The organism is Pantoea sp. SGAir0175 (assembly GCF_043547855.1).
In genome coordinates this window covers 3,890,560-3,916,768 of the sequence record NZ_CP028081.1, presented here as the reverse complement: position 1 = coordinate 3,916,768, position 26,209 = coordinate 3,890,560, and the positions used below count along the sequence as shown (strand labels likewise).

Genomic DNA, 26,209 nt, shown 5'->3' with positions numbered 1-26,209 from the left:
GAATCCGCGTGAAAGTTCTGACTGTATTTGGCACGCGCCCTGAAGCGATCAAAATGGCTCCGCTGGTGCAGGCACTGGCGCAGGATGCTGCCTTCGAATCGCGCCTGTGCGTGACGGCACAGCATCGTGAAATGCTTGACCAGGTACTGCGCCTGTTCCGGCTGCAGCCCGACTATGACCTCAATATTATGCGGCCCGAGCAGGGGCTGACCGAGATCACCAGCCGCATTTTGCAGGGTATGAAGACCGTGCTGGCAGACTTCCAGCCGGATGTCGTGCTGGTGCACGGCGATACCACCACCACTTTTGCCGCCAGCCTGGCCGCGTTTTACCATCAGATTCCGGTGGGCCACGTTGAGGCGGGTCTGCGGACCGGTAACCTGATGTCACCGTGGCCGGAGGAGGCCAACCGTACCCTGACCGGCCATCTCGCCAGCTATCACTTCACGCCGACAGAAAATTCGCGGCAAAACCTGCTGCGCGAAAATCTGCCCGACGCGCGCATTTTCGTCACCGGCAATACGGTGATCGACGCGCTGCTGTGGGTACGCGATCGCGTGCTGGATGATGCCGATCTCAATGCCCGCCTGGCGGCGCGTTACCCGTTCCTTGAGGCCGGTAAAAAGCTGATTCTGGTTACCGGCCATCGGCGCGAAAGCTTTGGCGAAGGCTTTGAACGCATCTGCAGCGCGCTGGCGCAGCTGGCGCGTCAGCATCCGCAGCTGCAAATCGTCTATCCGGTGCACCTCAACCCTAACGTCAGCGAGCCGGTGAACCGTATTCTGAGTGGTATCAACAACATCATTCTGATTGAGCCGCAGGAGTACCTGCCGTTTGTCTGGCTGATGAATCGCGCCTGGCTGATTCTTACCGATTCCGGTGGTATCCAGGAAGAGGCGCCGTCGCTGGGCAAACCGGTGCTGGTGATGCGCGAAACCACCGAGCGGCCGGAAGCGGTCGCGGCCGGTACGGTGAAGCTGGTCGGCACCGACGTGAATAAAATTGTTGCTGAAGTCAGCCTGCTATTGCAGGACGACGAGGCGTGGCAGGCGATGAGCCGCGCGCACAATCCGTATGGCGACGGCCATGCCTGCGCGCGCATCCTGCAGGCACTTAAACAACACAGAGTTTAACTATGCGTTTTTCAACCATTTCCGTTATCGGACTGGGCTACATTGGGCTGCCGACGGCAGCCGTTTTTGCGTCGCACGGGAAACAGGTCATCGGCGTGGATATCAATGCGCGCGCGGTGGAAACCATTAATCGCGGCGAAATTCATATCGTCGAGCCTGAACTGGGCGACGTAGTACGTGCAGCGGTGCACAACGGCAACCTGCGCGCCACCACCCAGCCTGAAGCTGCCGACGCCTTTCTGATTGCCGTGCCGACGCCGTTTGTCGGCGATCATCAGCCGGATCTCAGCTACGTGCAGGCGGCTGCGCTGTCGATTGCGCCGGTGCTGGAGGCCGGCGATCTGGTGATCCTCGAATCAACCTCGCCGGTGGGCGCCACTGAACAGATGGCGCAATGGCTGGCGGCGGCGCGCCCGGATCTGCGCTTCCCGCAGCACGGCGAGCAGCCTGACGTTTTTATCGCTTACTGCCCGGAGCGCGTGCTGCCGGGGAAAGTGATGGTCGAGCTGCTGGAAAATGACCGCGTGATTGGCGGCATGACGCCGGCCTGTTCGGCGCGCGCCAGCGAGCTGTATCGCATTTTCCTGCGCGGCGAGTGTGTGGAAACTAACGCGCGCACCGCAGAGATGTGCAAGCTGACGGAAAACAGTTTCCGCGATGTGAACATCGCCTTTGCCAACGAACTGTCGCTGATCTGCGCCGAACAGGGGATCAACGTGTGGGAACTGATTGCGCTGGCGAACCGCCATCCGCGCGTCAATATCCTGCAGCCGGGACCGGGCGTTGGCGGCCACTGCATTGCGGTCGATCCGTGGTTTATCGTGGCGCAAAACCCGCAGCAGGCACGGCTGATCCGAACCGCGCGTGAGGTCAACGATGCCAAGCCGGGCTGGGTGCTGGATCAGGTTAAACAGGCGCTGGCCGAGTGCCTGACGGCCAGCGGCAAGCGTGCCACGGACGTGACTATCGCCTGCTTCGGTCTGGCATTCAAACCTAATATCGATGACCTGCGTGAAAGCCCGGCGATGTCGGTGGCGCAGCGTATTGCGGGCTGGCACAGCGGCCGCACCTGGGTGGTCGAGCCGCATGTGGCGGATATTCCGCCGCAGCTCGCCGAACGCGCTACGCTGGTGTCGCTGGCTGATGCCCTGCAACACGCCGACATCCTGGTGATGCTGGTCGATCATGCGCAGTTCCGCGCCGTCACCCCTGAACAGGTGACGCAGCCGTGGATTGTGGATACCAAAGGAGTCTGGCGATGAAACAGTTTTTAGTCACCGGCGGCGCCGGTTTTATTGGCTCCGCGCTGGTGCGCTTCCTGATTGCCAATACCGACCACCGGGTGGTGGTGGTGGATAAGCTGAGCTATGCCGGCAATCTGGCGTCGCTGGCACCGGTCGAGCAGGATGCACGCTTTGCTTTTGAGCAGGTAGATATCTGCGACCGCGCCGCGCTGGATCGCGTGCTGGCGCAGTATCAGCCGGACTGCATCATGCATCTGGCGGCAGAGAGTCACGTGGACCGCTCGATTGACGGGCCAATCGCCTTTGTCGAAACCAACATTGTCGGCACCTACCAGCTGCTGGAGGCGACGCGCCATTACTGGAACGGCATGACGGATGAGCGCAAGAAGGGCTTCATCCTGCACCATATCTCCACTGACGAGGTGTTTGGCGATCTGCACGGCACGGAAGATTTCTTTACCGAAACCACGCCGTACGCCCCGAGCAGCCCTTATTCGGCGACCAAAGCCAGCAGCGACCATCTGGTGCGTGCGTGGCTGCGCACCTATGGGCTGCCTGTGGTGGTCACCAACTGTTCCAACAACTACGGGCCTTACCATTTCCCGGAAAAACTGATTCCCCTCACCATTATCAATGCGCTGGCCGGTAAGCCGTTGCCGGTGTACGGCAACGGCAGCCAGATTCGTGACTGGCTGTATGTGGAAGATCACGCCCGCGCGCTGTACACCGTGGTCAGCAGCGGCAAAGTGGGTGAGACCTACAACATTGGCGGCCACAACGAGCGGCGCAATATTGAGGTGGTGGAGACGCTGTGTGATTTGCTGGATGAGCTGGCACCGCAACAGCGCGCTGCCGGGCTGAGCAGCTACCGGGAACTGATCACCTTTGTCCACGATCGTCCCGGCCACGACCTGCGCTATGCCATTGATGCCAGTAAAATTGCCCGTGAACTGGGCTGGACGCCGCAGGAAACATTCGACAGCGGCATCCGCAAAACCGTGCAGTGGTATCTGGCCAATCCGCAGTGGTGGCAGGCGATTCTCAACGGCAGTTATCGCGGCGAGCGACTGGGCTTAGCCACCCCGCGTTAAGCGCGCATGCAGGAGGAGCAACGATGAAAGGTATCATCTTAGCCGGTGGCTCGGGCACGCGCCTGCACCCGATAACCCGGGCGATATCCAAGCAGCTGCTGCCGGTGTACGACAAACCGATGATCTACTATCCGTTGTCGGTGCTGATGCTGGCGGGGATTCGCGACATTCTTATTATTACCACGCCGGACGATCGCGCCCATTTTGAGCGGCTGCTGGGAGATGGCAGTGAATTTGGCCTGCAGCTGCAGTATGCCGAGCAGCCGAGTCCGGATGGCCTGGCGCAGGCCTTTATCATCGGTGAATCCTTTATTGGCGACGACAGCTGTTGTCTGGTGCTGGGCGACAATCTCTATTTCGGCCAGGGCTTCAGTCCGAAACTGAAAAAGGTGGCCGCGCGCAGCCACGGTGCCACGGTCTTTGCCTATCAGGTCATGGATCCGGAACGTTTTGGCGTGGTGGAGTTTGATGACGACTTCAACGCGCTGTCGATTGAAGAGAAGCCGCAGCAGCCGAAATCGCGCTGGGCAGTCACCGGCCTCTACTTTTACGACAACCGCGTGGTGGAGTTTGCGAAGCAGGTGCAGCCTTCGGCGCGCGGCGAGCTGGAAATTACCGCCATCAACCAGATGTATCTGGAGCAGGGCGAACTGGCGGTGGAGCTGCTGGGGCGCGGCTTTGCCTGGCTGGACACCGGCACCCACGACAGCCTGATTGAGGCCAGCGTGTTCGTGCAAACGGTGGAGAAACGCCAGGGCTTTAAAATTGCCTGCCTCGAAGAGATTGCCTGGCGCAACGGCTGGCTGAGCGATGAGCAACTGCTGGCAGCGGCACAGGCGTTGACCAAAACCGGCTACGGCCAGTATTTGCTGGATATTCTGCATGCCCGTCCGCGTCAGTATTGATCCCCTTGCGTGGGAGAGCGACTTCTTCCGCTGCGCCACGGCGCGGCTGACGCTGGATGGTGAGGTGCCGCTGGCCGAGGCGCTGCAGCAGCCTTACACGCTGTGGCAGGTTAAGGTGCCGGCGCAGGACAGCGCGGCGATAGATGTGCTGAGCCAGCACGGTTTTCAGCTGGTGGAAGGCGAAGCGGATCTGGCGATCAATATCAAACGCACCGAACGGCAGACCGGCGTGCGCATCGCGCGCGAAGCGCAGATCCCGCAGCTGCGCGCGGCAGCGGCCCAGGCGTTTAGCCAGAGCCGTTTTCGTGCCCCCTGGTTTGACGCTGAAGACAGCGGCCGCTTCTACGCACAGTGGATTGAGAACGCGGTGCGCGGCACTTTTGATCACCAGTGTCTAATCGCCTGCGACGAGCAGGGCGCGCTGCAGGGTTTCGTCTCCATACGCGAAGTCGCCGGTGACGCGCGTATCGGTCTGCTGGCGGTGCTGCCGGCGGCGCAGGGCAACGGCGTCGGGCAGCGTTTGCTGCTGGCAACTGCCGACTGGGGCCGGGTGCGCCAGCTCGAACGTCTGCGGGTCGCGACCCAGCTCAGCAATCTTACGGCGATGCGCCTCTATTTACGCAGCGGTGCCCGGCTGGAAAGCACCGCCTACTGGTTTTACAGGAAAGCCTGATGATCCCATTTAACGCGCCCCCGGTTGTGGGCACCGAAGTTGACTATATGCAGTCGGCGATGGCCAGCGGCAAGCTGTGCGGCGACGGCGGCTTTACCCGGCGCTGTCAGCAGTGGATGGAGCAGCATTTTGGCAGCAAAAAAGTGCTGCTGACGCCCTCGTGCACCGCTTCGCTGGAGATGGCCGCACTGCTGATCGATATTCAGCCCGGCGATGAAGTGATCATGCCGAGCTACACCTTTGTCTCCACCGCCAACGCCTTCGTGCTGCGCGGTGCCACCATTGTGTTCGTCGACGTGCGTCCGGATACGCTGAATATCGACGAAACGCAGATTGAAGCAGCAATCACGCCGAAAACGCGCGCCATCGTGCCGGTACATTACGCGGGCGTGGCGTGCGAGATGGATACCATCATGGCGCTGGCGGCGAAACACCAGCTGTATGTGATTGAAGATGCGGCGCAGGGCGTGATGTCGCAGTACAAAGGGCGCGCGCTGGGCACCATCGGCCATATTGGCTGCTTTAGCTTCCATGAGACGAAAAACTACACCGCTGGCGGTGAAGGCGGCGCCACGCTGATCAACGAGGCGAAACTGATCGAGCGTGCGGAGATCATCCGCGAAAAAGGCACCAACCGCAGCCAGTTCTTCCGTGGACAGGTGGATAAATATACCTGGCGCGATATTGGTTCCAGCTACCTGATGGCGGATTTGCAGGCGGCTTATCTGTGGGCACAGCTGGAAGCGGCGGAACGCATCAATCAGCAGCGTCTGCGCCTGTGGCAGAACTATTACGACGCGCTGCAGCCGCTGGCGGCCAGCGGGCGCATTGCGTTACCGGCGGTGCCGGCCAGTTGCCGTCACAACGCCCACATGTTCTATCTCAAATTGCGCGACAGTGAGGATCGCCAGGCACTGATTAACTGGATGAAGGAAGCGGAGATCCTCACCGTGTTCCACTATATCCCGCTGCACTCCTCACCGGCCGGCACGCGTTTTGGCCGCTTCCACGGCACGGATGCGTTCACTACGCGCGAGAGCGAGCGCCTGCTGCGGCTGCCGCTGTTCTACAACCTGTCGGACAACAACCAGCGTACGGTAATCAGTTCGCTGCTGAGCTTTTTTGCCTGATGTCGTTAGCCAGAGCCTCAGTGTGGACCGCCTCGTCCACGCTGGTAAAAATTGTCGCTGGCCTGCTGGTGGTAAAACTGCTGGCGGTGAGCTTCGGCCCCGAGGGCGTCGGCCAGGCGGGTAACTTTCGCCAGCTGATTACCGTGCTCGGCGTGCTGGCCGGCGCGGGTATCTTTAACGGCGTAACCACCTATGTCGCGCAGTTCCGCCAGCAGCCGGCGCAGCTGCGTGCCGTGACCGGCACCGCGTCGGCAATGGTGCTGGGGTTTTCCACACTGCTGGCGCTGCTGTTCCTGCTGGCGGCGGAGCCCATCAGCCGGGCGCTGTTTGGCCACGCCGCCTGGCAAAACGTGGTGCGCATCGTCGCTTTTTTGCAGCTGGGTATTGCCTGGGCCAACCTGACGCTGGCGCTGCTGAAAGGTTTTCGCGATGCGCGCGGTAACGCGCTGGCGCTGATCGCCGGCAGCCTGATCGGCGTGGTGGGTTATGTGTTGTGCTGGTGGCTGGGTGGCTATGCCGGTGCGCTGGTCGGGCTGGCGCTGGTGCCAGCGCTGCTGGTCGGGCCGGCGCTGTGGATGCTGCGACGCCACCGCGAGGAACTGCCACTGCGCTGGCTGATGCCGCAGTGGCAGCCGGCGCTGGCGCGTAATCTGGCCAAATTTACCCTGATGGCGCTGATGACGGCCGTGACCCTGCCGGTAGCCTGGGTGATGATGCGTAATCTGCTGGCGCAGCAGCAGGGCTGGGCGCAGGTCGGGCTGTGGCAGGGCGTCACCAGCATCTCCGATGCGTATCTGCAATTTATCACCGCCACGTTCAGCGTCTGGCTGCTGCCAACGCTGGCACGGCTGGAGCATAAAGCTGACATCGCGCGCGAAATTGGCCGTGCGCTGCGCTTTGTGCTGCCGGCGGTGGCGGCGGCCAGCTTTTGTGTCTGGCTGCTGCGCGATGTCGCCATCTGGCTGCTGTTTTCCCCGCAGTTCAGCGCCATGCGCGATCTTTTTGTCTGGCAGTTGTGCGGTGACGTCTTTAAAGTAGGCGCCTATGTTTTCGGATACCTGGTGATCGCCAAAGCCTCACTGCGCTTTTATATTCTCACGGAAATCAGCCAGTTTGTGCTGCTGACCGCCTTTGCGCACTGGCTGATCCCATTGCACGGAACGGCGGGCGCGGCGCAGGCTTATATGGCGACCTACGTGCTCTACTTTGCCCTTTGCTGTGGCGCTTTCTTGATTTATTGCCGGAAAAAATGACGCTATTTCACGTGCTGGGCTCCGATATCCCGCATCACAATCACACGCTGCTGCGCTTCTTTAACGACGTCATGAGCGTTGAATCGCCAGCCGACGCGCCGCGTCAGTTTATGGTGGTGTCGGCCGCGCCGGATACCCTGCTGGCCTATCCTCAGCTGCAGATCGACGTGTATCCCAGCAAGCGCGCGCTGGCGCAGGCGGTGATCGCACGCGCCGCCGATCGCCGTCAGCGCTTCTTCTTTCACGGCCAGTTCAATCCGCGCCTGTGGCTGGCGCTGCTCAGCGGCAAGCTGCGGCGACAGCAGGCGTTCTGGCACGTCTGGGGCGCCGATCTCTATGAAGAGGGCGCCGGGCTAAAGTACCGCCTGTTTTATCTGCTGCGGCGTATCGCCCAGGGGCGCATGGCACAGGTGTTTGCCACGCGCGGCGATCTGCACTTTTTCCAGCAGCGCTATCCGCGCGTGCCCACTTCGCTGCTCTATTTTCCAACGCGTATGCCGGAGGCCGCGATACCCGCCCCTGCCGCCAGCGACAGCTTTACCATTCTGCTCGGCAACTCGGGCGATCGCAGCAACCGGCACATTGAAGGATTGCAGGCGATTCGCCGCCAGTTTGGTGAGCAGGTTAACGTGGTGATCCCGCTCGGTTATCCGGCCAGCAACTATGAGTACATCGATGAGATTGATGCTGCCGCGCAGCGCCTGTTTCCGCGCGGCCAGGTGACGCTGCTGCGCGACAAAATCGACTTCACTGCCTATCTGCAATTGCTGAGTCGCTGTCAGCTCGGTTATTTTATGTTCGAGCGTCAGCAGGGCATCGGTACGCTGTGCCTGCTGATTCAGGCCGGCATTCCGTTTGTAGTCAACCGTAAGAATCCGTTCTGGCGTGACCTGAGCGAGCAGGGGCTGCCGGTGTTATTTAGCGCTGATGCGCTGGATCGCACGCGCGTGGCGGAGGCGCAGCGTCAGCTGGCGCAGTGCGATCGTTCCGCTATCGCCTTTTTTGCCCCGGGCTATCTGGCGGGATGGCGCCACGCCCTGGCGGAGAGTGAAAGGGAGTCAACATGAGCCTGCTGCAGTTTAGTGGTCTGCTGGTGGTGTATCTGTTTTCGCTGGGCTTCATTCTGACGCTGACCTGGCGCGAATTTAAACGGGTGCGTTTTAATTTCCACCTGTTCTTTACCCTGCTGTTTTTGCTGACCTTTTACTTTGGCTTTCCGCTGACCAGCGTGCTGGTATTCCGCTTTAACGTCAGCGTGGTGCCGGCAGACTATCTGCTGCAGGCGCTGCTGGCCGCCACCAGTTTCTACGCCATCTATTACGTCAGCTACAAAGTGCGGCTGCGGCCTGCGCAGGCGGCGCCGCGCAAACCCTGGCTGACGATGAACCGGGTGGAAACCCATCTGACCTGCCTGCTGCTGGCGCTGGTGGCGGTGGGAACCGTCACGGTGTTCTTTATGCATAACGGCCTGCTGCTGTTCCGGCTGTCGGCCTATAACCAGATCTTCTCCAGCGAAGTGTCCGGCGTGGCGCTCAAGCGTTTTTTCTACTTCTTCATTCCGGCGATGCTGATCCGCTATTTCCTTAATCCTACCCAGCGCCAGTGGCTGCTGTTTTTGCTGATCACGGTGGCGTTTGGTCTGCTGACCTATGCGCTGGTGGGCGGGACGCGCGCCAATATCATCATCGCCTTTGCGCTGTTCCTGTTCATCGGCATTACGCGCGGCTGGATTACGCTGTGGATGCTGGTGGGGGCTGGCGTGATGGCGATTGGCGGCATGTTCTGGCTGGCGCTGCGTCGTTACAATCTCGACGTGGTAGGTGATGAAGCGTTTTACACGTTTCTCTATCTGACGCGCGACACCTTTTCGCCGTGGGAAAACCTTGCGCTGCTGCTGCAGAATTACGACAAAATCGATTTTCAGGGGCTGGCCCCGATCTGGCGTGATTTCTACGTGTTTATCCCGGGCTGGCTGTGGCCGGATCGGCCATCGATGGTGCTCAACAGCGCCAACTATTTCACCTGGGAAGTGCTGAATAATCACTCCGGGCTGGCGATTTCGCCCACGTTGCTCGGTTCGCTGCTGATCATGGGCGGCGCAGGCTTTATTCCCCTTGGGGCGATAGCGGTCGGGCTGTTGATGAAAGGGTTTGATTCTCTCTACCAGCAGGGGCGCGAAGCCGGCAACCGCTACAGCGGTGCCATTTTGCAAAGCTTCTGCTTTGGCGCGGTGTTCAATATGATCGTGCTGGCGCGCGAAGGGCTGGATGCATTCGGCTCGCGCGTGGTGTTCTTTTGCCTGATTTTCGCCGCCTGCGTTGGGCTGGCGAAGTTACTTTTCTGGCTGTTAGCGCGTGCCGGGCTGATTCGCCCGCGCGCGGAGCCAGTTTTATCGCGCTCTGCTTAACCTCCGGGCCTGACGGGAAATACCGACCATGGAAACCGATCATCCGCGTTATACCCTGCGCGGCATCGATTTACACGCTTTCGCCGATATGGCGAGCTTTCTTCACTTTCTGCTGCCGGACGGCAAGCCGCGCAGCGGCACGCTGGTGGCGATCAACGCCGAAAAGATGCTGACGCTGGAAGAGGATGCCCAGCTACGCGCGCTGATCGCCGCCGCGGAGATCAAATACCCGGACGGCATCAGCATTGTGCGTTCGCTGCGAAAAAAATACCCGCAACTGACGGTGAACCGCATCGCCGGCGCCGATCTGTGGGAAGCGCTGATGGAACAGGCGGGCCGCAGCGGTATTCCGGTATTTTTAATCGGCGGGCGTGAGCAGGTGCTGCAGGAAACCTGCGATAAATTACGCCGTCAGTGGAACGTCAACATCGTGGGCAGCCAGAACGGCTACTTCGCCCCTGCCGAACGCGAGGCGCTATTTGCGCGCATCGCCGCCAGCGGGGCGCAGATTGTGACCGTGGCGCAGGGATCGCCGCGCCAGGAGCTGCTGATGCGCGACTGTCGCGAACACTGGCCGCACGCGCTATATATGGGGGTCGGCGGCACCTATGATGTCTTTACCGGCCACGTCACGCGTGCGCCACGCATCTGGCAGCAATTAGGGCTGGAGTGGCTTTATCGCCTGATACGCCAGCCATCACGCTGGCGCCGTCAGTTAAAACTGCTGAAATATTTACGCTATCACTGGCGCGGCGATCTGTAACGCGGCAGGAATAGTGCTGTAATTCCGGCAGGTTAAGCAGGCAAATTGCGTTATTTATCGACGGAATGCACAAAGCGTAAGCAAACGCGATTTTTTTATGAAAAAGCACTGGACAGCCTGGAGTCAAATACGTAGTATGCCCATCCGCAACGGCGCTACGCGCCCGTAGCTCAGCTGGATAGAGCGCTGCCCTCCGGAGGCAGAGGTCTCAGGTTCGAATCCTGTCGGGCGCGCCATTTAGTTTGTGCGCAAGAGCTTCGGTGGTTGGTTTAACCGCGTTATGCAGTGCATTAAGTAAGCGGTTACGCTTACGCACCAGAATTATGGTGGCTATAGCTCAGTTGGTAGAGCCCTGGATTGTGATTCCAGTTGTCGTGGGTTCGAGTCCCATTAGCCACCCCAGATTTTGCTGGGACATGCGAAGGTGGCGGAATTGGTAGACGCGCTAGCTTCAGGTGTTAGTGTTCTTACGGACGTGAGGGTTCAAGTCCCTCTCTTCGCACCAGGCAAAACAAGTAAGCAGTAACAGGCAGTACAAAATCGGCGAGTAGCGCAGCTTGGTAGCGCAACTGGTTTGGGACCAGTGGGTCGGAGGTTCGAATCCTCTCTCGCCGACCATATTCGAAAAGCCCGCTTTGCAAAAAGCGGGCTTTTTTCGTTCGTAGCAAAAGAGGATGAGAACCTCCGAAGGAGGTTTGAGCCGAGCGCAGCGAGACAACGTTGCGTCAGCAACGGCCCGCAGGGCGCTTCTCGCAGAGAAGCGTAATCCTCTCTCGCCGACCATATTCGAAAAGCCCGCTTTGCAAAAAGCGGGCTTTTTTCGTTCGTAGCAAAAGAGGATGAGAACCTCCGCAGGAGGTTTGAGCCGGGTGCAGCGATTGTCGCTATTACGCGACACTTAACCTGCTGATTTTCAACAGCCTTACCTTTCCTTGCACAGCCTGTCGCTCAGCGGAGACAGCTTTAAACCGGTCTGTCGCGTTTTCGCGACATCGTAACCGCTGTTAGCAGGCAGGGGGTCATATAACTGACTGATATAAAATAACTTCCCGTGACTCATGCCATTCTGGCACGCTTTGTGCAATAATCTCAGCGTAGATGCTCATTCCACCTCTTATGTTTGCTAATGCTACATAAACCTGGGAATGATGCAGAGCCCCTTACGGTATCCGTTGTCCAGCTGGCAGTAACGTGCACGCGCTACTGCAGTAAGAAGGACATTACGTTGAGTCGGATACCATCAGTTGTCTTACCGACCTGATCTTACACCTGCTTCTGGCAGGTGTTTTTTTATCTGCCGTTCACGGATTGATGCCGCATTCCCTGCACGCTCTTTCAGGCAAAAAAAAGCCGGGACTGGCCCGGCGTGCACAAAAACAACAACAGTAAAATCAGGCGCCAGGATTGTTCTTCAGCGTCAGTAACAGACCTTCGCGACGCATTTTAGCCGCGTCTTCCGGGCGATGCAGGCGATCGTAAACGTCCGCCAGCCAGGCGTAGTCAAAGCCATCCGGACGCTGTGCCAGCGCCTGCTGGAAGGCTTCTGCGGCCTGCTGCCATTCACCGTGGCGCATCAGCAGCTGGCCGAGCGTGCTGTGCAACAGCGGCGTGGCGCCGTGCTGCTTGATCTGCTGACGCAGCGCTTTCTCCAGCGCCTGCGGGTCACCGCTTTTGATACGCGGCATCAGCAGCACCAGCCGATCGTCATACTGACGCTTCAGCCCTTCCAGCACGATGCTTTGCGCTGTGTCCGGATCGTCGCACTCGATCAAATGCTCAGCCATCGCCACCTGCAGGGCAGTCTCCTGGCGGGTTTTACGACTCTGGTTCTGCCACCATTTTTTCAGGCCTTCGCTGCCCTGATCGGCCATAGCCTGATTCATCAGACCCAGCCACGCCTGCTGCTGCAGCGCGTTACGCTGGTTCTCATCGTTAATCTGCGCCTTCTGCATAGAGGGCAGGATATCCAGCAGTGCGCCCCAGGCGCCGGTGCGGATATAAGCCTGCTCGGCCAGACGCAGCACTTCCGGATGGCGCGGCGCCACTTCTAGCAGGCGATCGATACCGTGACGTGCGGCGTGATCTTCGTTACGCGCCAGCTGCAGTCGCACGCGGGTGATCTCAACCGGAATGGTATCGTTTTCGGAGAGCTCAGAGGCGCGCTCCAGGTGCTGGTTAGCACGGATTTCATCGCCGCGCTGCTGGGCTGCTTCCGCCGCCAGCAGATAGTTCGCCACCGGCTGATCGGCGTGATCGGCATTCTTTGACAGCAGCTTTTCTACCTGACGGTAATCACCTTCCGCCAGCTTCATCAGCGCGCTTTGCGTGTGACGCTGGGCGCTGCGACGTTTCCGCCCGGTGAACCAGCCGCGGGTACGGGCGCCGGTGCGGAACAGGCGACGCAGAATCCACTCGACCAGCAGAATCACCAGCAGGCTGAGAATCAGGATGATGGCCAGACCGGTGACGCTGGTCTCAATGTTCCAGTTATCGGTCTGGATCAGCACGTAGCCCTGATGGCCGGCAACCATCGGCCCCAGCACAATGCCGGCAATCAGCAGCAGGAAAAGCACCAATACTTTCAGCATGGTTAGCCTCCCTGTTGATCAGCCGCAGCCGATGGCTGCGCCAGCAGATTGCGCACGCGCGTTTGCATCAGTTTTTCCAGCAGCGCCTGGCTCTCCAGCGTGTCCGGCACGTCCATCGAAATACTTTGCTGACTCAGCTCGTCGAGCTGGGCGAGGAAGGCTTTGGTCGCCGCATCGTTAGTGTCGTACCAGGCTCGCACCCAGGTGGATACCGCATCGATGGACTGTTTGTAGATCTCATCCTGATGGCGCGGCACCGCCTGCGCGGCAATCAGCAGACGTGAACGGATGTTTTCGCGCAGATAAACATCCTGATTCGGTGCCAGCAGCGGCTGCGCGGTGTTATCGCGGCGGCGGATGGTGATGAAATCATCCATGAAGTTGTGCCAGCTCTTCACCAGATTCTGACGCCATTCGTGCAGCGAGCTGGAGAGCTCACCGCTGTCGGCATCCATCGGCGATTCATCGCTATCGTTATCGGCCAGACGCAGATTATCCACGCCGTTCGACAACTGGTTCAGCTTGAGGATGATGCCGTCGTAGTCCACCTGGCTGACCGCCGCCAGTGAACTGATATCCTGGGTCAGCGCGCGGCGCACGTTCATGATGCTGGGATCGTTCATCTCCGCCAGGCTGGTGTCCGCGCTTTTCAGCAGCGCTGCCGCGGTTGTGACGTCCTGATCGCTCCACAGTTTGCGACCCGCCAGTTTGACGAGGTAGTCGGCCTGCGCCAGCAGCCAGGTGCGGGTATCGTTGCCGGAAATAGTGGCCACTTTTTCACGCAGCGTCTCCAGCTCTTTGGCGCTGTTATCCTGCTGGCTGCGCGCTTCCTGCAGCGCGGTATTGGCGTCCGCCAGCTGCTGCGAGAGCTGTTGTTTATCGCTGCCCAGTTGCTGCTGCAGGGCGCTCAGCTGCTCGCTCAGGTTCTGGTTAGTCTGAGCCTGTAAGTCGGCCTGGTGTTTCCCATTCAGGTAAAGTCCCGCGCCAATCGCCAGTGCAATGACAATTGCCACCGCGCTCAGCACCTTGCCGTCGCTCTTTTTCGCACGAGGCGGCTGGCTGGCTGGCGTCGGGGAAGTGTCCGCAGGGGTGGTTTCTTCAACCATGGCGGAGGAGTCTTTTTGTTCCGTCATTGTGGCTCATCCCAATGTTAAGTTCAGCGTAACGCACGCAGCAGCGCGTCGTTATCCGCACCATCGGCTACCTCAATCTCCTGCCAGCCTAATTCGGCGGCCTGGGTAGCCAAACGTTCACTGACGACCAGTAGCCGACAGTGCAGCAGCCATTCCCGCCGATCGATTGGCGGAAACAGCGCAAACAGTTGTTGTAACATTTCACCGCTGGTCACCACCAGCGTGGTAATACCGCGATCGCGCCAGCGACGGCCTTCAATCGCGCCGTCGTACTGCTTTTCACAGCGCTGATAGCACTCACAGTATTGCACGTCCGCGCCGCGGGCGATCAGCGTCTCCGCCAGCAGTTCACGGCCCGGACTGCCGCGCAGAATCAGCGCACGCTTGCCGCTGACCTGCTGCAGGCGATTCAGCCGCACCAGCTCTTCGCTGGTTTCCCGCGCATGCGGATAGTCAACTTTCAGATTACTGACGGTGTGCAGCGCCAGCGCGGTGCTGCGACCAATGGCATAATAGTCGAGAAATGCCGGCCACGCGCTGCGCTGCTGCTGTAAAGCGGGCTGGGCAAAGTGCACCACCTGCTGCGACAGCAGAAATACCAGGTCACCGGGCTGCAGGGCGGCCAGCTTCAGCGGCAGTTGGGGGAGATCGCGACCCGGCGTGAATTCAATCAGCGGAAACGACCACGCCAGTTTGCCCTGACTGCGCAGGCGCGCGACCAGTTCGCTGGCGGCGGGTTCCGGACGGGTCACGAGGATAGTCATGCGGGCGGCTGTCCCTGATAAACTTCACGCAGAATGTCGCGCGCGCCGCCGTCCAGCAGCTCTTCGGCCAGTGAAATCCCCATCTGTTCGGCCTGTTCACGCGGGCCGCGGCGTTCGCCCACCACCATCTGGCTGCCATCCGGCGCACCGACCAGGCCGCGCAGCCACAGCTGATCGTCTTCCAGCACGGCAAAACTGCCGATCGGCACCTGACAGCCGCCTTCGAGACGGGTATTCATGGCGCGCTCGGCGCGCACGCAGACGGCTGTGTCGCTGTGGTTCAGCGCCTGCAGCAGCGTAATTAACGGCTGATCGTCGAGGCGGCATTCAATGCCGACCGCGCCCTGGCCCACCGCCGGCAGGGAAAACTCCGCCGGCAGCGCCTGGCGAATGCGATCTTCCAGTCCAAGGCGTTTCAGCCCGGCGGCAGCAAGAATGATGGCGTCATACTCGCCGGCGTCCAGTTTGCTGAGACGCGTACCGACGTTACCGCGCAGCGAGCGAATCACCAGATCCGGGCGTCGTGCGCTGATTTGGCACTGGCGACGCAGGCTGGACGTGCCGACCACCGCGCCCTGCGGCAGTGCGTCGATCGAGGAATAATGATTCGAGACGAACGCGTCGCGCGGATCTTCGCGCTCGCAGATGGTCACCAGTCCCAGACCGTCGGGAAAATCGACCGGCACATCTTTCATGGAATGCACCGCCATATCGGCACGGTTTTCCAGCATCGCCAGCTCAAGCTCTTTGACAAACAGTCCCTTGCCACCCACTTTCGCCAGCGGCGTATCAAGGATGACATCACCTTTGGTGACCATCGGCACCAGCTCAACCTGCAAGCCGGGATGCGCAGCCATCAGGCGCTGTTGGACATATTGTGCCTGCCACAAGGCAAGCGGGCTTTGCCTGGTAGCAATTCTGAAAATTTTGTTTAACATGCTGTTAACCATTTTGATCGTTCATCGATTATCCTATCATTGATAGGGGAATGCTGTCAGTTTCAACGGATTGACCAGGCTGCAATCTCAGAGCGGAGCCCGCTTTTTACGGCGTCAGATTCTGAGGCTGGAGTCCGAAAATGCAGGGCTACGTTTGGAACGTGCTAAACTGTCAGGTAGCGCAACTTTCTTTACGGTCAATCTTCCAGGTGTTAGATTGATCACGTTTCCAGCAATAATTTGCCCGACATCTTTATTATTAAGCGGCAGATTTTGGAAACAGGGTGCTTAACACTGGGACAATCAGGCGAAACGTCTTGTACCTCTACATTGAGACACTGAAACAGAGACTGGATGCGATTAACCAGCTGCGTGTAGATCGCGCACTGGCTGCCATGGGACCTGCTTTCCAGCACGTCTACAGTCTGCTGCCAACATTACTGCATTATCATCATCCGCTGATGCCGGGTTACCTTGAAGGTAGCGTTCCCCATGGCGTCAGCTTCTTTGCGCCTGATGAAAACCAGCAGCAGCTGCTGCAACAGTTAGCGGGCGACCATCCGCTCGACCTCAGCAGCGCGGTGAAGGGCGAACTGCCTATCACCGGCATCTACTCAATGGGCAGCACCTCGTCCGTCGGCCAGAACAGCGTCTCCGATCTCGACATCTGGGTATGCCATCAGTCATGGCTGGATAACGAAGAGCGTCTCAATCTGCAGCACAAGTGTACGCTCCTGCAAAAATGGTGTGTGTCGCTGGGTGTGGAAGTCAGCTTCTTCCTGATCGACGAAAACCGTTTCCGCCATAATGAGAGCGGCAGCCTCGGCGGTGAAGACTGCGGTTCTACCCAACATATTTTACTGCTGGATGAGTTCTACCGTACCGCCGTGCGCATGGCGGGCAAACGCATTCTGTGGAACATGGTGCCTGGCGAAGAAGAACATCACTACGACGATTACGTGATGTCGCTCTATTCACAGGGCGTGCTGACGCCGAATGAGTGGCTGGATCTCGGCGGTCTCGGCACGCTGTCGGCGGAAGAGTATTTCGGTGCCAGCCTGTGGCAGCTGTATAAAAGTATCGATTCGCCGTACAAAGCGGTGCTGAAAACCCTGCTGCTGGAAGCTTACAGCTGGGAATACCCAAACACGCAGCTGCTGGCAATGGATATCAAACAGCGGCTGCACGACGGCGAAATTGTCTGCTTCGGTCTCGATCCCTACTGCATGATGCTGGAGCGCGTGACGCGCTATCTGACCAGCGTCGATGACACCGCGCGCCTTGATTTGGTGCGCCGCTGTTTCTACCTCAAAGTGTGCGAAAAACTCTCCAGCGAGGAGCAGCATCCGCGCGCGGGCTGGCGACGTGAAATTCTGTCGCAGCTGGTGAAAGAGTGGGGCTGGGACGATGAGAAGCTGGCGGTGCTGGATAATCGCGCGCAGTGGAAAATCGAACGGGTGCGCGAGGCGCACAACGAGCTGCTGGATGCGATGATGCAGAGCTATCGCAACCTGATCCGTTTTGCCCGTCGCAACAATTTAAGCGTCAGCGCCAGCCCGCAGGACATCGGCGTGCTGACGCGTAAATTGTACGCCGCGTTTGAAGCGCTGCCGGGCAAAGTCACGCTGGTGAACCCGCAAATCTCGCCCGATCTTTCGGAAGAGAACCTGACCTTTATTCATGTGCCGGCCGGGCGCGCCAACCGTGCCGGCTGGTATCTGTATAACCAGTCGCCGGACATGAGCTCAATCATCAGCCATCAGCCGCTGGAATATAACCGCTATCTCAACAAGTTAGTGGCATGGGCGTGGTTTAACGGACTGCTGACGCGCAAAACCCGTCTGCACATCAAAGGCAACGAGTTCTGCGATCTGCCGCGCCTGCAGGAGCTGGTCAACGATGTCTCCAGCCACTTCCCGCTGCGTCTGCCCGCGCCGACGCCGAAAGCGCTCTACAGCCCGTGCGAAATCCGGCATCTGGCGATCATCGTTAACCTCGAACACGATCCGACCTCGGCGTTCCGCAATCAGGTAGTGCACTTCGACTTCCGTAAGCTGGATATATTTAGCTTTGGCCAGCAGCAGCAGTGCCTGATCGGCAGCATCGATCTGCTGTACCGCAACTCATGGAACGAAGTGCGTACGCTGCACTTCAGTGGCGAGCAGGCGATGATTGAAGCGCTGAAAACCATCCTGGGCAAAATGCATCAGGACGCCGCACCGCCGGACACGGTAGAAGTATTCTGCTACAGCCAGCATCTGCGCGGCCTGATTCGTACCCGCGTGCAGCAGCTGGTGTCGGAATGCATCGAGCTGCGTCTGTCGAGCACGCGTCAGGAGCCGGGCCGCTTTAAAGCGCTGCGCATGGCCGGTCAGACCTGGGGCCTGTTTTTCGAACGCATGAGCGTCTCAGTGCAGAAGCTGGAAAACGCGGTCGAGTTTTACGGCGCGATTTCCAACAACAAGCTGCACGGTTTGTCGATCAAAGTTGAATCGAACCAGACGCCGCTGCCACCGGTGGTCAACGGCTACGCCAGCGAAGGCATCATTCAGTTCTTCTTTGAAGATACCAGTGACGATCGCGGCTTTAATATCTATATCCTCGATGAAAGCAACCGGGTTGAGGTGTATCACCATTGCGAAGGCAGCAAAGAGGAGCTGGTGCGTGACGTCAGCCGCTTCTATTCGTCGTCGCACGATCGCTTTACCTACGGCTCAAGCTTTATCAATTTCAACCTGCCGCAGTTCTATCAGATTGTGCACGCCGGCGATCGCTTCCAGGTGATTCCGTTCCGCAGCCAGACGCTGACGCAGCTGTGCGCCACCCAGCCGGACAACGACAACGGCGACTTCCAGCCGCGCTACCAGATGCACTAAAGCCGCTGCGCTGCACGCAGTGGCCTGCCCCCGTTTCTGAACCTTCTGCCGGATATTTCCTGTTGCTTTTACAACGTCAACTGCGATGATAAGCAGCTGGGATTTGGATAAAAAGAGCAGACAGAATGATACGAGTGATGAGCCAGCTGGGTATGGCGCTGGCACTGGTCAGCCTGGTAGGCTGTGGCCTGAAAGGACCGCTGTATTTCCCGCCCAACGATCGGCCGCAACAGAAAAATCAGCCGGTGACTGAGCAGCAGCAGAAAGCGGCACAGGATGCGGATACCAGCGGCCTGGTCACCAGCAAACCGGCTGGCGTGCAGGCGAATTAAACCCGATGAGTCATCCGGCGGAGCAGAAAATGCAGTTCTCGAAAATGCACGGTCTCGGTAACGACTTTATGGTCGTCGATGCCGTGACGCAAAACGTCTTTTTTTCGCCGGAACTGATTCGCCGCCTGGCGGATCGGCATCTGGGGATCGGCTTTGATCAGTTGCTGATCGTCGAGCCACCTTACGATCCGGATCTCGATTTCCACTACCGCATCTTCAACGCTGACGGCAGCGAAGTGGCGCAGTGCGGCAACGGCGCGCGCTGTTTTGCCCGCTTTGTTCGCCTCAAAGGGCTGACCAATAAAAGCGACATTCGCGTCAGCACCCAGACCGGCCGCATGGTACTGAGCGTCACCAGCGATGAGCTGGTACGCGTTAACATGGGCGAGCCCAACTTTGACCCGCAGCAGGTGCCGCTGCGCGCTAACAAGGCGGAAAACCTCTATCTGCAGCGCGTGGCCGAGCAGACCGTGATGTTTGGCGCGGTATCAATGGGCAATCCACACTGCGTGATTCAGGTTGAAAGCGTGAAAACCGCCGCGGTGGAGACGCTCGGTCCGGCACTGGAGAGCCATGAGCGCTTTCCCGAGCGCGTGAACGTCGGCTTTATGGAAGTGGTCAATCCGGAACACATCCGTCTGCGCGTGTATGAACGCGGCGCGGGCGAAACTCAGGCGTGCGGCAGCGGCGCCTGCGCCGCAGTGGCCTGCGGCATTCAGCAGGGCATTCTGGCGGAGAAAGTGCGCGTCGATCTGCCCGGCGGCACGCTGCATATCGCCTGGAAAGGGACCGGTCAGCCGCTGTTTATGACCGGGCCAGCCACACACGTCTATGATGGGTTTATTCATCTATGAAAAATATCGAAGAGCAGACCGACAGCGCGGTTTTGCTGGACGATCAGGCGGTGAGCGCCTGGCTGCGTCACAACCCCGATTTCTTTATTCGCAATGCGCGCCAGGTTGAGCAAATGATGGTGCCGCATCCGGTGCGCGGCAGCGTATCGCTGGTGGAGTGGCATATGGCGCGTCAGCGCAACCACATCCAGCAGCTGGAAGAGGAGATCACGCTGCTGATGGAGCAGGCAACCGCCAATCATCAGCTGTTCGATCGCCTGCTGGCGTTGCAGAGCCATCTCGCGGCGGCCGATAGCCTGCAGGAGATGCTGACGCGCCTGCACCGCTGGGCGCGCGAGCTTGGCCTGGCGGGCGCTAATGTGCGGCTGTTCAGCGACCGCTGGCGCATCGGCGCACCCTCCGATTTCACCCAGCTTGGTCTGTCACGCCAGGCGTTTGAGCCGCTGCGCATCCAGCGCTTTGGTCAGCAGCATCACTACCTTGGCAGTCTGAACGGACCGGAGCTGCTGCTGCTGCTGCCGCAGGCAAAAGCCGTCGGATCGGTGGCGATGTCGCTGATGGGCGAGCAGGGCGATCTCGGCGTACTGCTCTTCAGCAGCCGCGACAACCAGCACTATCAGGCGGGTATGGGCACGCTGCTGCTGCAGCATCTGGCACAAATGCTGCCCGACCTGCTGTCTCGCTGGGTGGAGCGCGCATGAGCAGCGCCAGCCCGCTGTTGCCGGCCGTTGAGGGCTTTCTGCGCTATCTGAAAGTCGAACGCCAGCTCAGCCCGCTGACGCAAAAGAATTACCAGCGCCAGCTGCAGGCGCTTATCGCCATGGCGGATGACATGCACATTACCGCGTGGTCGCAGCTGGAACCGGCACAGGTGCGCAGTCTGGCGGCGCGCAGCCGGCGCGGCGGTCTCGGTGCCAGCAGCCTGGCGCTGCGCATGTCGGCGCTGCGCAGCTTTCTCGACTGGCAGGTCAGCCAGGGCATGCTGAGCGCCAATCCGGCGAAAGGCATCACCACGCCGCGCAACGCACGGCATCTGCCAAAAAATATGGATGTCGACGAAGTCAGCCAGCTGCTGGAGATCGACCTCGACGATCCGCTGGCGGTGCGCGACCGCGCCATGCTGGAAACCATGTACGGCGGCGGTTTACGTCTCGCTGAGCTGGTGGGCATCGACTGTCGTCATCTGGACCTGGAGAGCGGTGAAGTCTGGGTGCGCGGTAAAGGCAGCAAAGAGCGCCGCGTGCCGATTGGCGGCACCGCCGTCACCTGGCTGCAGCACTGGCTGCCGCTACGCAACAGCTTCGCGCCGCAGGATGATGCAGTTTTTGTGTCGACGCGCGGCAGCCGTATTTCGGCGCGCAATGTGCAGAAACGCTTCGCCGAATGGGGCATTAAGCAGGGCGTCGCCAGCCATATCCACCCGCATAAGCTGCGCCACTCGTTTGCTACCCATCTGCTGGAATCGAGCGGCGATCTGCGCGCGGTGCAGGAGCTGCTCGGCCACGCCAACCTCTCGACCACGCAAATCTATACCCACCTGGATTTCCAGCATCTGGCGTCGGTATACGATGCGGCACACCCGCGTGCCAAACGAGGAAAGTCTGAATGAAGTTTTATCGCCCGCTGGGCCCGATCAAAGCCATTACCTTCGATCTTGACGATACGCTGTATGACAACTATCCGGTGATCCGTAAAACCACGGCGGAATCGCACGCTGCACTGCAGGCGTATCACCCGGCGCTGCGCGAGTTTACGCCGGAAGATTATCAGGCGCTGCGCGATGAACTGCTGCTGCGTGAGCCGGAAATTTATCACGATGTCTCTGAGTGGCGTCGCCGCTCGGTAGAGCTGGCGCTGCTCAACGCCGGACTGCCGGCCGCGCAAGCCAGCGCAGGTGCCCGCGACGTGATGCGCGTGTTTCACCAGTGGCGCAGTGCGGTGGAGATGCCAGAAGAGACGCATCAGACGCTGACCTGGCTCGGCGAGCGCGTGCCGCTGGTGGCGATCACCAATGGCAACGCCGACCCGCAAAAGCTCGGCATTGATCACTACTTCCAGTTCGCGCTGCGCGCCGGTCCGCACGGCCGCGCCAAGCCGTGGCAGGATATGTACCATCTGGCCGCCGAACGGTTGGGCATTGCGCCGCAGCATATTCTGCACGTTGGCGATGACCTGACCACCGACGTCGCCGGTGCGCTGCGCGCCGGTCTGCAGGCGTGCTGGATCAACCTGCGTGACGGCAATCTGATGAAGATTGATGACGCGCGCCTGCTGCCACACGTGGAAATTCATCAGTTGGCATCGCTGACCTCGCTGCTATAATGGCTGTAAATTTATCCAGTCGTATTCTGTATTCTGTATTCTGCAACGCGCGGCCGTGCAGGCTGTGTGTCACCAGCCTGATCGCTTAGCTGATTACGCCCTCGCAGATATCTGCCCTTGCCGCCTGGCGGCAACGCGAACGGTGCAGGATACGCATCCTACTTGCTTAAAACGGTGCTTATGGACGTTTCCGATCTGCTTAACGGCTTGAATGACAAACAGCGCGAAGCGGTCGCCGCGCCGCGCAGCAATCTGCTGGTGCTGGCCGGAGCAGGCAGCGGTAAAACCCGCGTGCTGGTGCATCGCATCGCCTGGCTGTTGTCGGTAGAGAACTGCTCGCCTTACTCAATCATGGCGGTGACCTTCACCAACAAGGCGGCGGCGGAGATGCGCCACCGTATCGACCAGCTGATCGGTACCAGCCAGGGCGGCATGTGGATTGGTACCTTCCACGGCCTGGCGCACCGTTTACTGCGCGCGCACCACCTGGATGCCGGGCTGCCGCAGGATTTCCAAATCCTCGACAGCGAAGATCAGTTGCGTCTGCTCAAGCGCCTGATCAAAGCCATGAACCTCGACGAGAAACAGTGGCCGGCGCGTCAGGGCATGTGGTACATCAACGGCAAAAAGGACGAAGGGCTGCGGCCTAAGCACATCGAAAGCTACGGCAACCCGGTGGAGCAGACGTGGCTGCGTATCTATCAGGCGTACCAGGAGGCCTGCGATCGCGCCGGGCTGGTCGACTTCGCCGAACTGCTGCTGCGGGCGCATGAGCTGTGGCTCAACAAGCCACAGATTCTCAATCACTACCGCGAGCGCTTCAGCAATATTCTGGTGGACGAATTCCAGGACACCAACAACATTCAGTACGCGTGGATTCGCATGCTGGCAGGCGACAGCGGCCGGGTCATCATCGTTGGCGATGACGATCAGTCCATTTACGGCTGGCGCGGCGCGCAGGTGGAGAACATCCAGCGTTTCCTGCAGGATTTCCCAGGCGCGGAAACCATCCGTCTTGAGCAGAACTATCGCTCCACCAATAACATTCTGAAAGCAGCCAACGCCCTGATTGCCAATAACAATGGCCGTCTGGGGAAAGAGCTGTGGACCGACGGCAGCGACGGCGAAAAGATTTCACTGTATTGCGCGTTCAACGAGCTGGATGAAGCGCGCTTTGTCGTCAATCGCATCAAAACCTGGCATGAAAACGGCAACGCGCTGCAGGATTGCGCCATTCTCTATCGCAGCAACGCCCAGTCGCGCGTGCTGGAAGAGGCGCTGCTGCAGGGCAGCATGCCGTACCGCATTTACGGCGGTATGCGCTTCTTCGAGCGCCAGGAGATCAAAGATGCGCTGGCCTATTTGCGGCTGCTGGCCAACCGCAATGACGATGCGGCATTCGAGCGCGTGGTCAACACGCCGGTGCGCGGCGTTGGCGATCGCACGCTCGACGTGGTGCGCCAGACCGCACGTGAGCAGCAGCTGACGCTGTGGCAGGCCACGCGCGCACTGCTGCAATCCAAAGCGCTGGCTGGCCGTGCCGCCTCGGCGCTGCAGCGCTTCTGCGAGCTGGTGGATGCGCTGGCGACGGAAACCGCTGAGCTGCCGCTGCACGTACAGACCGATCGGGTGATTAAAGACTCCGGCCTGTGGCTGATGTATGAGCAGGAAAAGGGCGAAAAAGGCCAGGCGCGTATCGAAAACTTAGAGGAACTGGTCACCGCCACGCGCCAGTTCAGCTATCAGGACGAAGACGAAGATCTGATACCGCTGCAGGCGTTTCTGTCGCACGCGGCGCTGGAAGCTGGCGAAGGCCAGGCGGACAAGTGGCAGGATGCGGTGCAGCTGATGACGCTGCACTCGGCGAAAGGGCTGGAGTTCAGCCAGGTGTTTATCGTCGGCATGGAAGAGGGCATGTTCCCGAGCCAGATGTCGCTGGACGAAGGCGGCCGTCTCGAGGAGGAGCGTCGCCTGGCGTATGTCGGCGTGACGCGCGCGATGGAGAAGCTGACGCTCACCTACGCCGAAACCCGTCGCCTTTATGGTAAGGAAGTGTATCACCGGCCATCGCGCTTCATTGGTGAACTGCCGGAAGAGTGCGTGGAAGAGGTGCGGCTGCGCGCCAGCGTGAGCCGGCCGGTGAGTCATCAGCGCATGGGCACACCGGTGGCGAAGAGCGACAGCGGCTTCGCGCTCGGGCAGCGCGTGCGCCACGCTAAGTTCGGCGAAGGCACCATTATCAATCTGGAAGGCAGCGGCGAGCACAGTCGTCTGCAGGTGGCCTTCCAGGGCCAGGGCATTAAGTGGCTGGTGGCGGCTTACGCCCGGCTGGAAACCGTGTAGCGCGGTTGCGCTACCTTGACGACTTTTTCGTCTCAGCGTAACATGCGCGCACTATTATCATGAGAGGACAATGCCTTGGACGCGCCCAGTCGATGCTGGCTCTATACCCTGGTTAACAGGGACAATTTCTAAGGCTACCTCTTTAACGCGGGTAGCCTTAGCGGTTATCAGCGACCTCCCTTTTTGATCCCGTCGCACGAGTCAGCACTGATTTACCCTTGAAGCGAAAGTTTCCGCGTTCAGGCTTTGCCGTGCCCGTGGTGCCAGCAGCACTGCGGTTCACCGCCTTGTCCCATGTCGTCTGCAATGGGGAGTATTGCTATGCTGAGCGCATTTAAACTGGAGCGCGATCGCCTGACGCGCATCGAGCTGGAAGATAACAACGACAAACTCAACACCTCGGTGTGGGTCGATCTGATCGAGCCGGACGACAGCGAGCGTGAGCGCGTGCAGTCGGAACTGGGGCAGAGCCTGGCAACGCGCCCCGAGCTGGAGGACATTGAGGCCTCGGCGCGTTTCTTCGAAGACGAAGACGGCCTGCACATCCACTCCTTTTTCTTTTTTGAAGATGCTGAAGATCACGCCGGCAACTCCACCGTGGCGTTTACCATCCGCGAAGATCGCCTTTACACACTGCGCGAGCGTGAGCTGCCGGCGTTCCGCCTGTACCGCATGCGCGCGCGCAATCAGCAACTGACCGACGGCAACGCCTACGAGCTGCTGCTCGATCTGTTCGAAACCAAAATCGAGCAGCTGGCGGATGAGATCGAGAACATCTATAGCGCGCTGGAAAAACTCAGCCGCGTGATCATGGAAGGGCAGCAGGGCGAAGAGTACGACGACGCGCTGTCGCGCCTGGCGGAGCTGGAAGATATCGGCTGGAAAGTACGCCTGTGTCTGATGGATACCCAGCGTGCGCTGAACTTCCTGGTGCGAAAAGCGCGGCTGCCGGGCAATCAGCTGGAGCAGGCGCGCGAGATCCTGCGCGACATCGAATCGCTGCTGCCGCACAACGAATCGCTGTTCCAGAAGGTTAACTTCCTGATGCAGGCGGCGATGGGCTTTATTAACATCGAGCAGAACCGCATCATCAAAATCTTCTCGGTAGTGTCCGTGGTGTTCCTGCCGCCGACGCTGGTGGCCTCCAGCTACGGCATGAACTTTGAGTTTATGCCGGAGCTGAAGTGGAGCTTTGGTTATCCCGGTGCGATTGGCCTGATGATTCTCGCCGGGCTGGCGCCGTATCTCTATTTCAAACGGAAGAACTGGCTGTAATCGCCCAGCATTGTATCATCGCACAGAACCGTAGCGGCGCGATTCATCGCGCTTTGTCTAACGGCTGCTCAGCATATTGCGTCGTGGCATTCGCGTTATTAATACGCAAACCTGAGCGCAATAAATTGCGCCGCTACAACAGCGTGCGGTCTTTTGCTGGCGCCTTACCCCTGACGCGCCAGCGC

At 59.7% G+C, this 26,209-nt stretch carries 22 protein-coding genes, 4 tRNA genes and 1 other RNA gene; 23 read left to right on the top strand and 4 right to left on the bottom strand.

Annotated elements, in window-relative coordinates; genetic code table 11:
* Positions 1-8: 8 nt before the first annotated feature.
* The 15 genes from wecB (at position 9) to C1N56_RS18245 (ending at position 11,382) form a co-directional block, all read left to right on the top strand.
* On the top strand, positions 9-1,133 hold the full coding sequence (gene wecB, locus C1N56_RS18315; RefSeq protein ID WP_058758100.1) for a non-hydrolyzing UDP-N-acetylglucosamine 2-epimerase: 1,125 nt from the start codon (positions 9-11) through the stop codon (positions 1,131-1,133).
* A gap of 2 nt (positions 1,134-1,135) precedes the next feature.
* Entirely contained in the window at positions 1,136-2,395 is a 1,260-nt protein-coding gene (gene wecC / locus C1N56_RS18310) for a UDP-N-acetyl-D-mannosamine dehydrogenase (protein ID WP_394516947.1), read from the top strand.
* Complete coding sequence (rffG, locus tag C1N56_RS18305) at positions 2,392-3,468, top strand: dTDP-glucose 4,6-dehydratase (RefSeq protein WP_021506986.1); 1,077 nt, start codon at positions 2,392-2,394, stop codon at positions 3,466-3,468. The genes wecC and rffG overlap by 4 nt, the downstream gene beginning before the upstream one ends.
* A 23-nt stretch (positions 3,469-3,491) precedes the next feature.
* Complete coding sequence (rfbA, locus tag C1N56_RS18300) at positions 3,492-4,373, top strand: glucose-1-phosphate thymidylyltransferase RfbA (RefSeq protein WP_021506985.1); 882 nt, start codon at positions 3,492-3,494, stop codon at positions 4,371-4,373.
* A complete protein-coding gene (rffC, locus tag C1N56_RS18295) occupies positions 4,351-5,046 on the top strand; it encodes a dTDP-4-amino-4,6-dideoxy-D-galactose acyltransferase (RefSeq protein WP_394516946.1) in 696 nt (231 codons plus the stop codon). Before rfbA ends, rffC begins: the two co-directional genes overlap by 23 nt.
* Complete coding sequence (rffA, locus tag C1N56_RS18290; RefSeq protein WP_021506983.1) at positions 5,046-6,176, top strand: dTDP-4-amino-4,6-dideoxygalactose transaminase; 1,131 nt, start codon at positions 5,046-5,048, stop codon at positions 6,174-6,176. The genes rffC and rffA overlap by 1 nt, the downstream gene beginning before the upstream one ends.
* Complete coding sequence (wzxE, locus tag C1N56_RS18285) at positions 6,176-7,429, top strand: lipid III flippase WzxE (protein ID WP_058758104.1); 1,254 nt, start codon at positions 6,176-6,178, stop codon at positions 7,427-7,429. The genes rffA and wzxE overlap by 1 nt, the downstream gene beginning before the upstream one ends.
* Positions 7,426-8,496, top strand: a complete 1,071-nt coding sequence (locus C1N56_RS18280; RefSeq protein ID WP_394516945.1) for a TDP-N-acetylfucosamine:lipid II N-acetylfucosaminyltransferase — start codon at positions 7,426-7,428, stop codon at positions 8,494-8,496. The genes wzxE and C1N56_RS18280 overlap by 4 nt, the downstream gene beginning before the upstream one ends.
* Positions 8,493-9,836, top strand: coding sequence for an ECA oligosaccharide polymerase (gene wzyE / locus C1N56_RS18275; protein WP_021506980.1), 1,344 nt, complete (start codon positions 8,493-8,495; stop codon positions 9,834-9,836). The genes C1N56_RS18280 and wzyE overlap by 4 nt, the downstream gene beginning before the upstream one ends.
* A 28-nt stretch (positions 9,837-9,864) precedes the next feature.
* Complete coding sequence (gene wecG / locus C1N56_RS18270; protein WP_021506979.1) at positions 9,865-10,599, top strand: lipopolysaccharide N-acetylmannosaminouronosyltransferase; 735 nt, start codon at positions 9,865-9,867, stop codon at positions 10,597-10,599.
* A gap of 159 nt (positions 10,600-10,758) precedes the next feature.
* A tRNA-Arg gene (locus C1N56_RS18265) sits at positions 10,759-10,835 on the top strand.
* A 90-nt stretch (positions 10,836-10,925) separates the two neighbouring features.
* Positions 10,926-11,001, top strand: a tRNA-His gene (locus C1N56_RS18260).
* Between the two features lie 16 nt (positions 11,002-11,017).
* Positions 11,018-11,104: transfer RNA gene (locus tag C1N56_RS18255), tRNA-Leu, on the top strand.
* A gap of 36 nt (positions 11,105-11,140) precedes the next feature.
* A tRNA-Pro gene (locus C1N56_RS18250) sits at positions 11,141-11,217 on the top strand.
* A gap of 35 nt (positions 11,218-11,252) precedes the next feature.
* A non-coding RNA gene (locus C1N56_RS18245) (RtT sRNA) lies at positions 11,253-11,382 on the top strand.
* A 608-nt stretch (positions 11,383-11,990) separates the two neighbouring features.
* Here C1N56_RS18245 and hemY read toward each other — a convergent pair.
* The 4 genes from hemY to hemC are packed head-to-tail and all read right to left on the bottom strand — an operon-like array spanning position 11,991 to position 16,022.
* Positions 11,991-13,187 carry a protoheme IX biogenesis protein HemY gene (hemY, locus tag C1N56_RS18240; protein ID WP_058775512.1) on the bottom strand — a complete coding sequence of 399 codons (1,197 nt, stop codon included), beginning with the start codon at positions 13,185-13,187 and terminating at the stop codon, positions 11,991-11,993.
* Positions 13,188-13,189: 2 nt separating this feature from the next.
* Positions 13,190-14,320, bottom strand: a complete 1,131-nt coding sequence (gene hemX, locus C1N56_RS18235; protein ID WP_058758109.1) for a uroporphyrinogen-III C-methyltransferase — start codon at positions 14,318-14,320, stop codon at positions 13,190-13,192.
* 23 nt (positions 14,321-14,343) lie between these two features.
* Positions 14,344-15,084 (bottom strand): uroporphyrinogen-III synthase, encoded by a 741-nt coding sequence (hemD, locus tag C1N56_RS18230; RefSeq protein ID WP_058758110.1) that lies wholly within the window; start codon positions 15,082-15,084, stop codon positions 14,344-14,346.
* Positions 15,081-16,022 carry a hydroxymethylbilane synthase gene (gene hemC / locus C1N56_RS18225; RefSeq protein WP_031279613.1) on the bottom strand — a complete coding sequence of 314 codons (942 nt, stop codon included), beginning with the start codon at positions 16,020-16,022 and terminating at the stop codon, positions 15,081-15,083. The genes hemD and hemC overlap by 4 nt, the downstream gene beginning before the upstream one ends.
* Before the next feature lie 317 nt (positions 16,023-16,339).
* Between hemC and C1N56_RS18220 the strand changes: the two genes are divergently transcribed.
* The 8 genes from C1N56_RS18220 to corA all read left to right on the top strand — a co-directional run bounded on the left by C1N56_RS18220 (position 16,340) and on the right by corA (position 26,024).
* A complete protein-coding gene (locus C1N56_RS18220; RefSeq protein ID WP_394516944.1) occupies positions 16,340-18,898 on the top strand; it encodes a class I adenylate cyclase in 2,559 nt (852 codons plus the stop codon).
* A 125-nt stretch (positions 18,899-19,023) separates the two neighbouring features.
* Positions 19,024-19,230: an LPS translocon maturation chaperone LptM gene (locus C1N56_RS18215; protein WP_022548017.1), complete on the top strand. Its 207-nt coding sequence runs from the start codon at positions 19,024-19,026 to the stop codon at positions 19,228-19,230.
* A gap of 29 nt (positions 19,231-19,259) precedes the next feature.
* The gene (gene dapF / locus C1N56_RS18210; RefSeq protein WP_152391575.1) at positions 19,260-20,084 is read left to right on the top strand and encodes a diaminopimelate epimerase; all 825 of its coding nucleotides are present in this window, start codon (positions 19,260-19,262) and stop codon (positions 20,082-20,084) included.
* The gene (locus C1N56_RS18205; RefSeq protein WP_215800473.1) at positions 20,081-20,785 is read left to right on the top strand and encodes a DUF484 domain-containing protein; all 705 of its coding nucleotides are present in this window, start codon (positions 20,081-20,083) and stop codon (positions 20,783-20,785) included. Before dapF ends, C1N56_RS18205 begins: the two co-directional genes overlap by 4 nt.
* Positions 20,782-21,693, top strand: coding sequence for a tyrosine recombinase XerC (gene xerC, locus C1N56_RS18200; protein ID WP_394516943.1), 912 nt, complete (start codon positions 20,782-20,784; stop codon positions 21,691-21,693). The genes C1N56_RS18205 and xerC overlap by 4 nt, the downstream gene beginning before the upstream one ends.
* Positions 21,690-22,406: a 5-amino-6-(5-phospho-D-ribitylamino)uracil phosphatase YigB gene (gene yigB / locus C1N56_RS18195; protein ID WP_058775515.1), complete on the top strand. Its 717-nt coding sequence runs from the start codon at positions 21,690-21,692 to the stop codon at positions 22,404-22,406. The genes xerC and yigB overlap by 4 nt, the downstream gene beginning before the upstream one ends.
* A gap of 180 nt (positions 22,407-22,586) precedes the next feature.
* Positions 22,587-24,749 (top strand): DNA helicase II, encoded by a 2,163-nt coding sequence (gene uvrD / locus C1N56_RS18190; RefSeq protein WP_394516942.1) that lies wholly within the window; start codon positions 22,587-22,589, stop codon positions 24,747-24,749.
* A 321-nt stretch (positions 24,750-25,070) separates the two neighbouring features.
* A complete protein-coding gene (corA, locus tag C1N56_RS18185) occupies positions 25,071-26,024 on the top strand; it encodes a magnesium/cobalt transporter CorA (protein ID WP_010617090.1) in 954 nt (317 codons plus the stop codon).
* Positions 26,025-26,209: the final 185 nt, after the last annotated feature.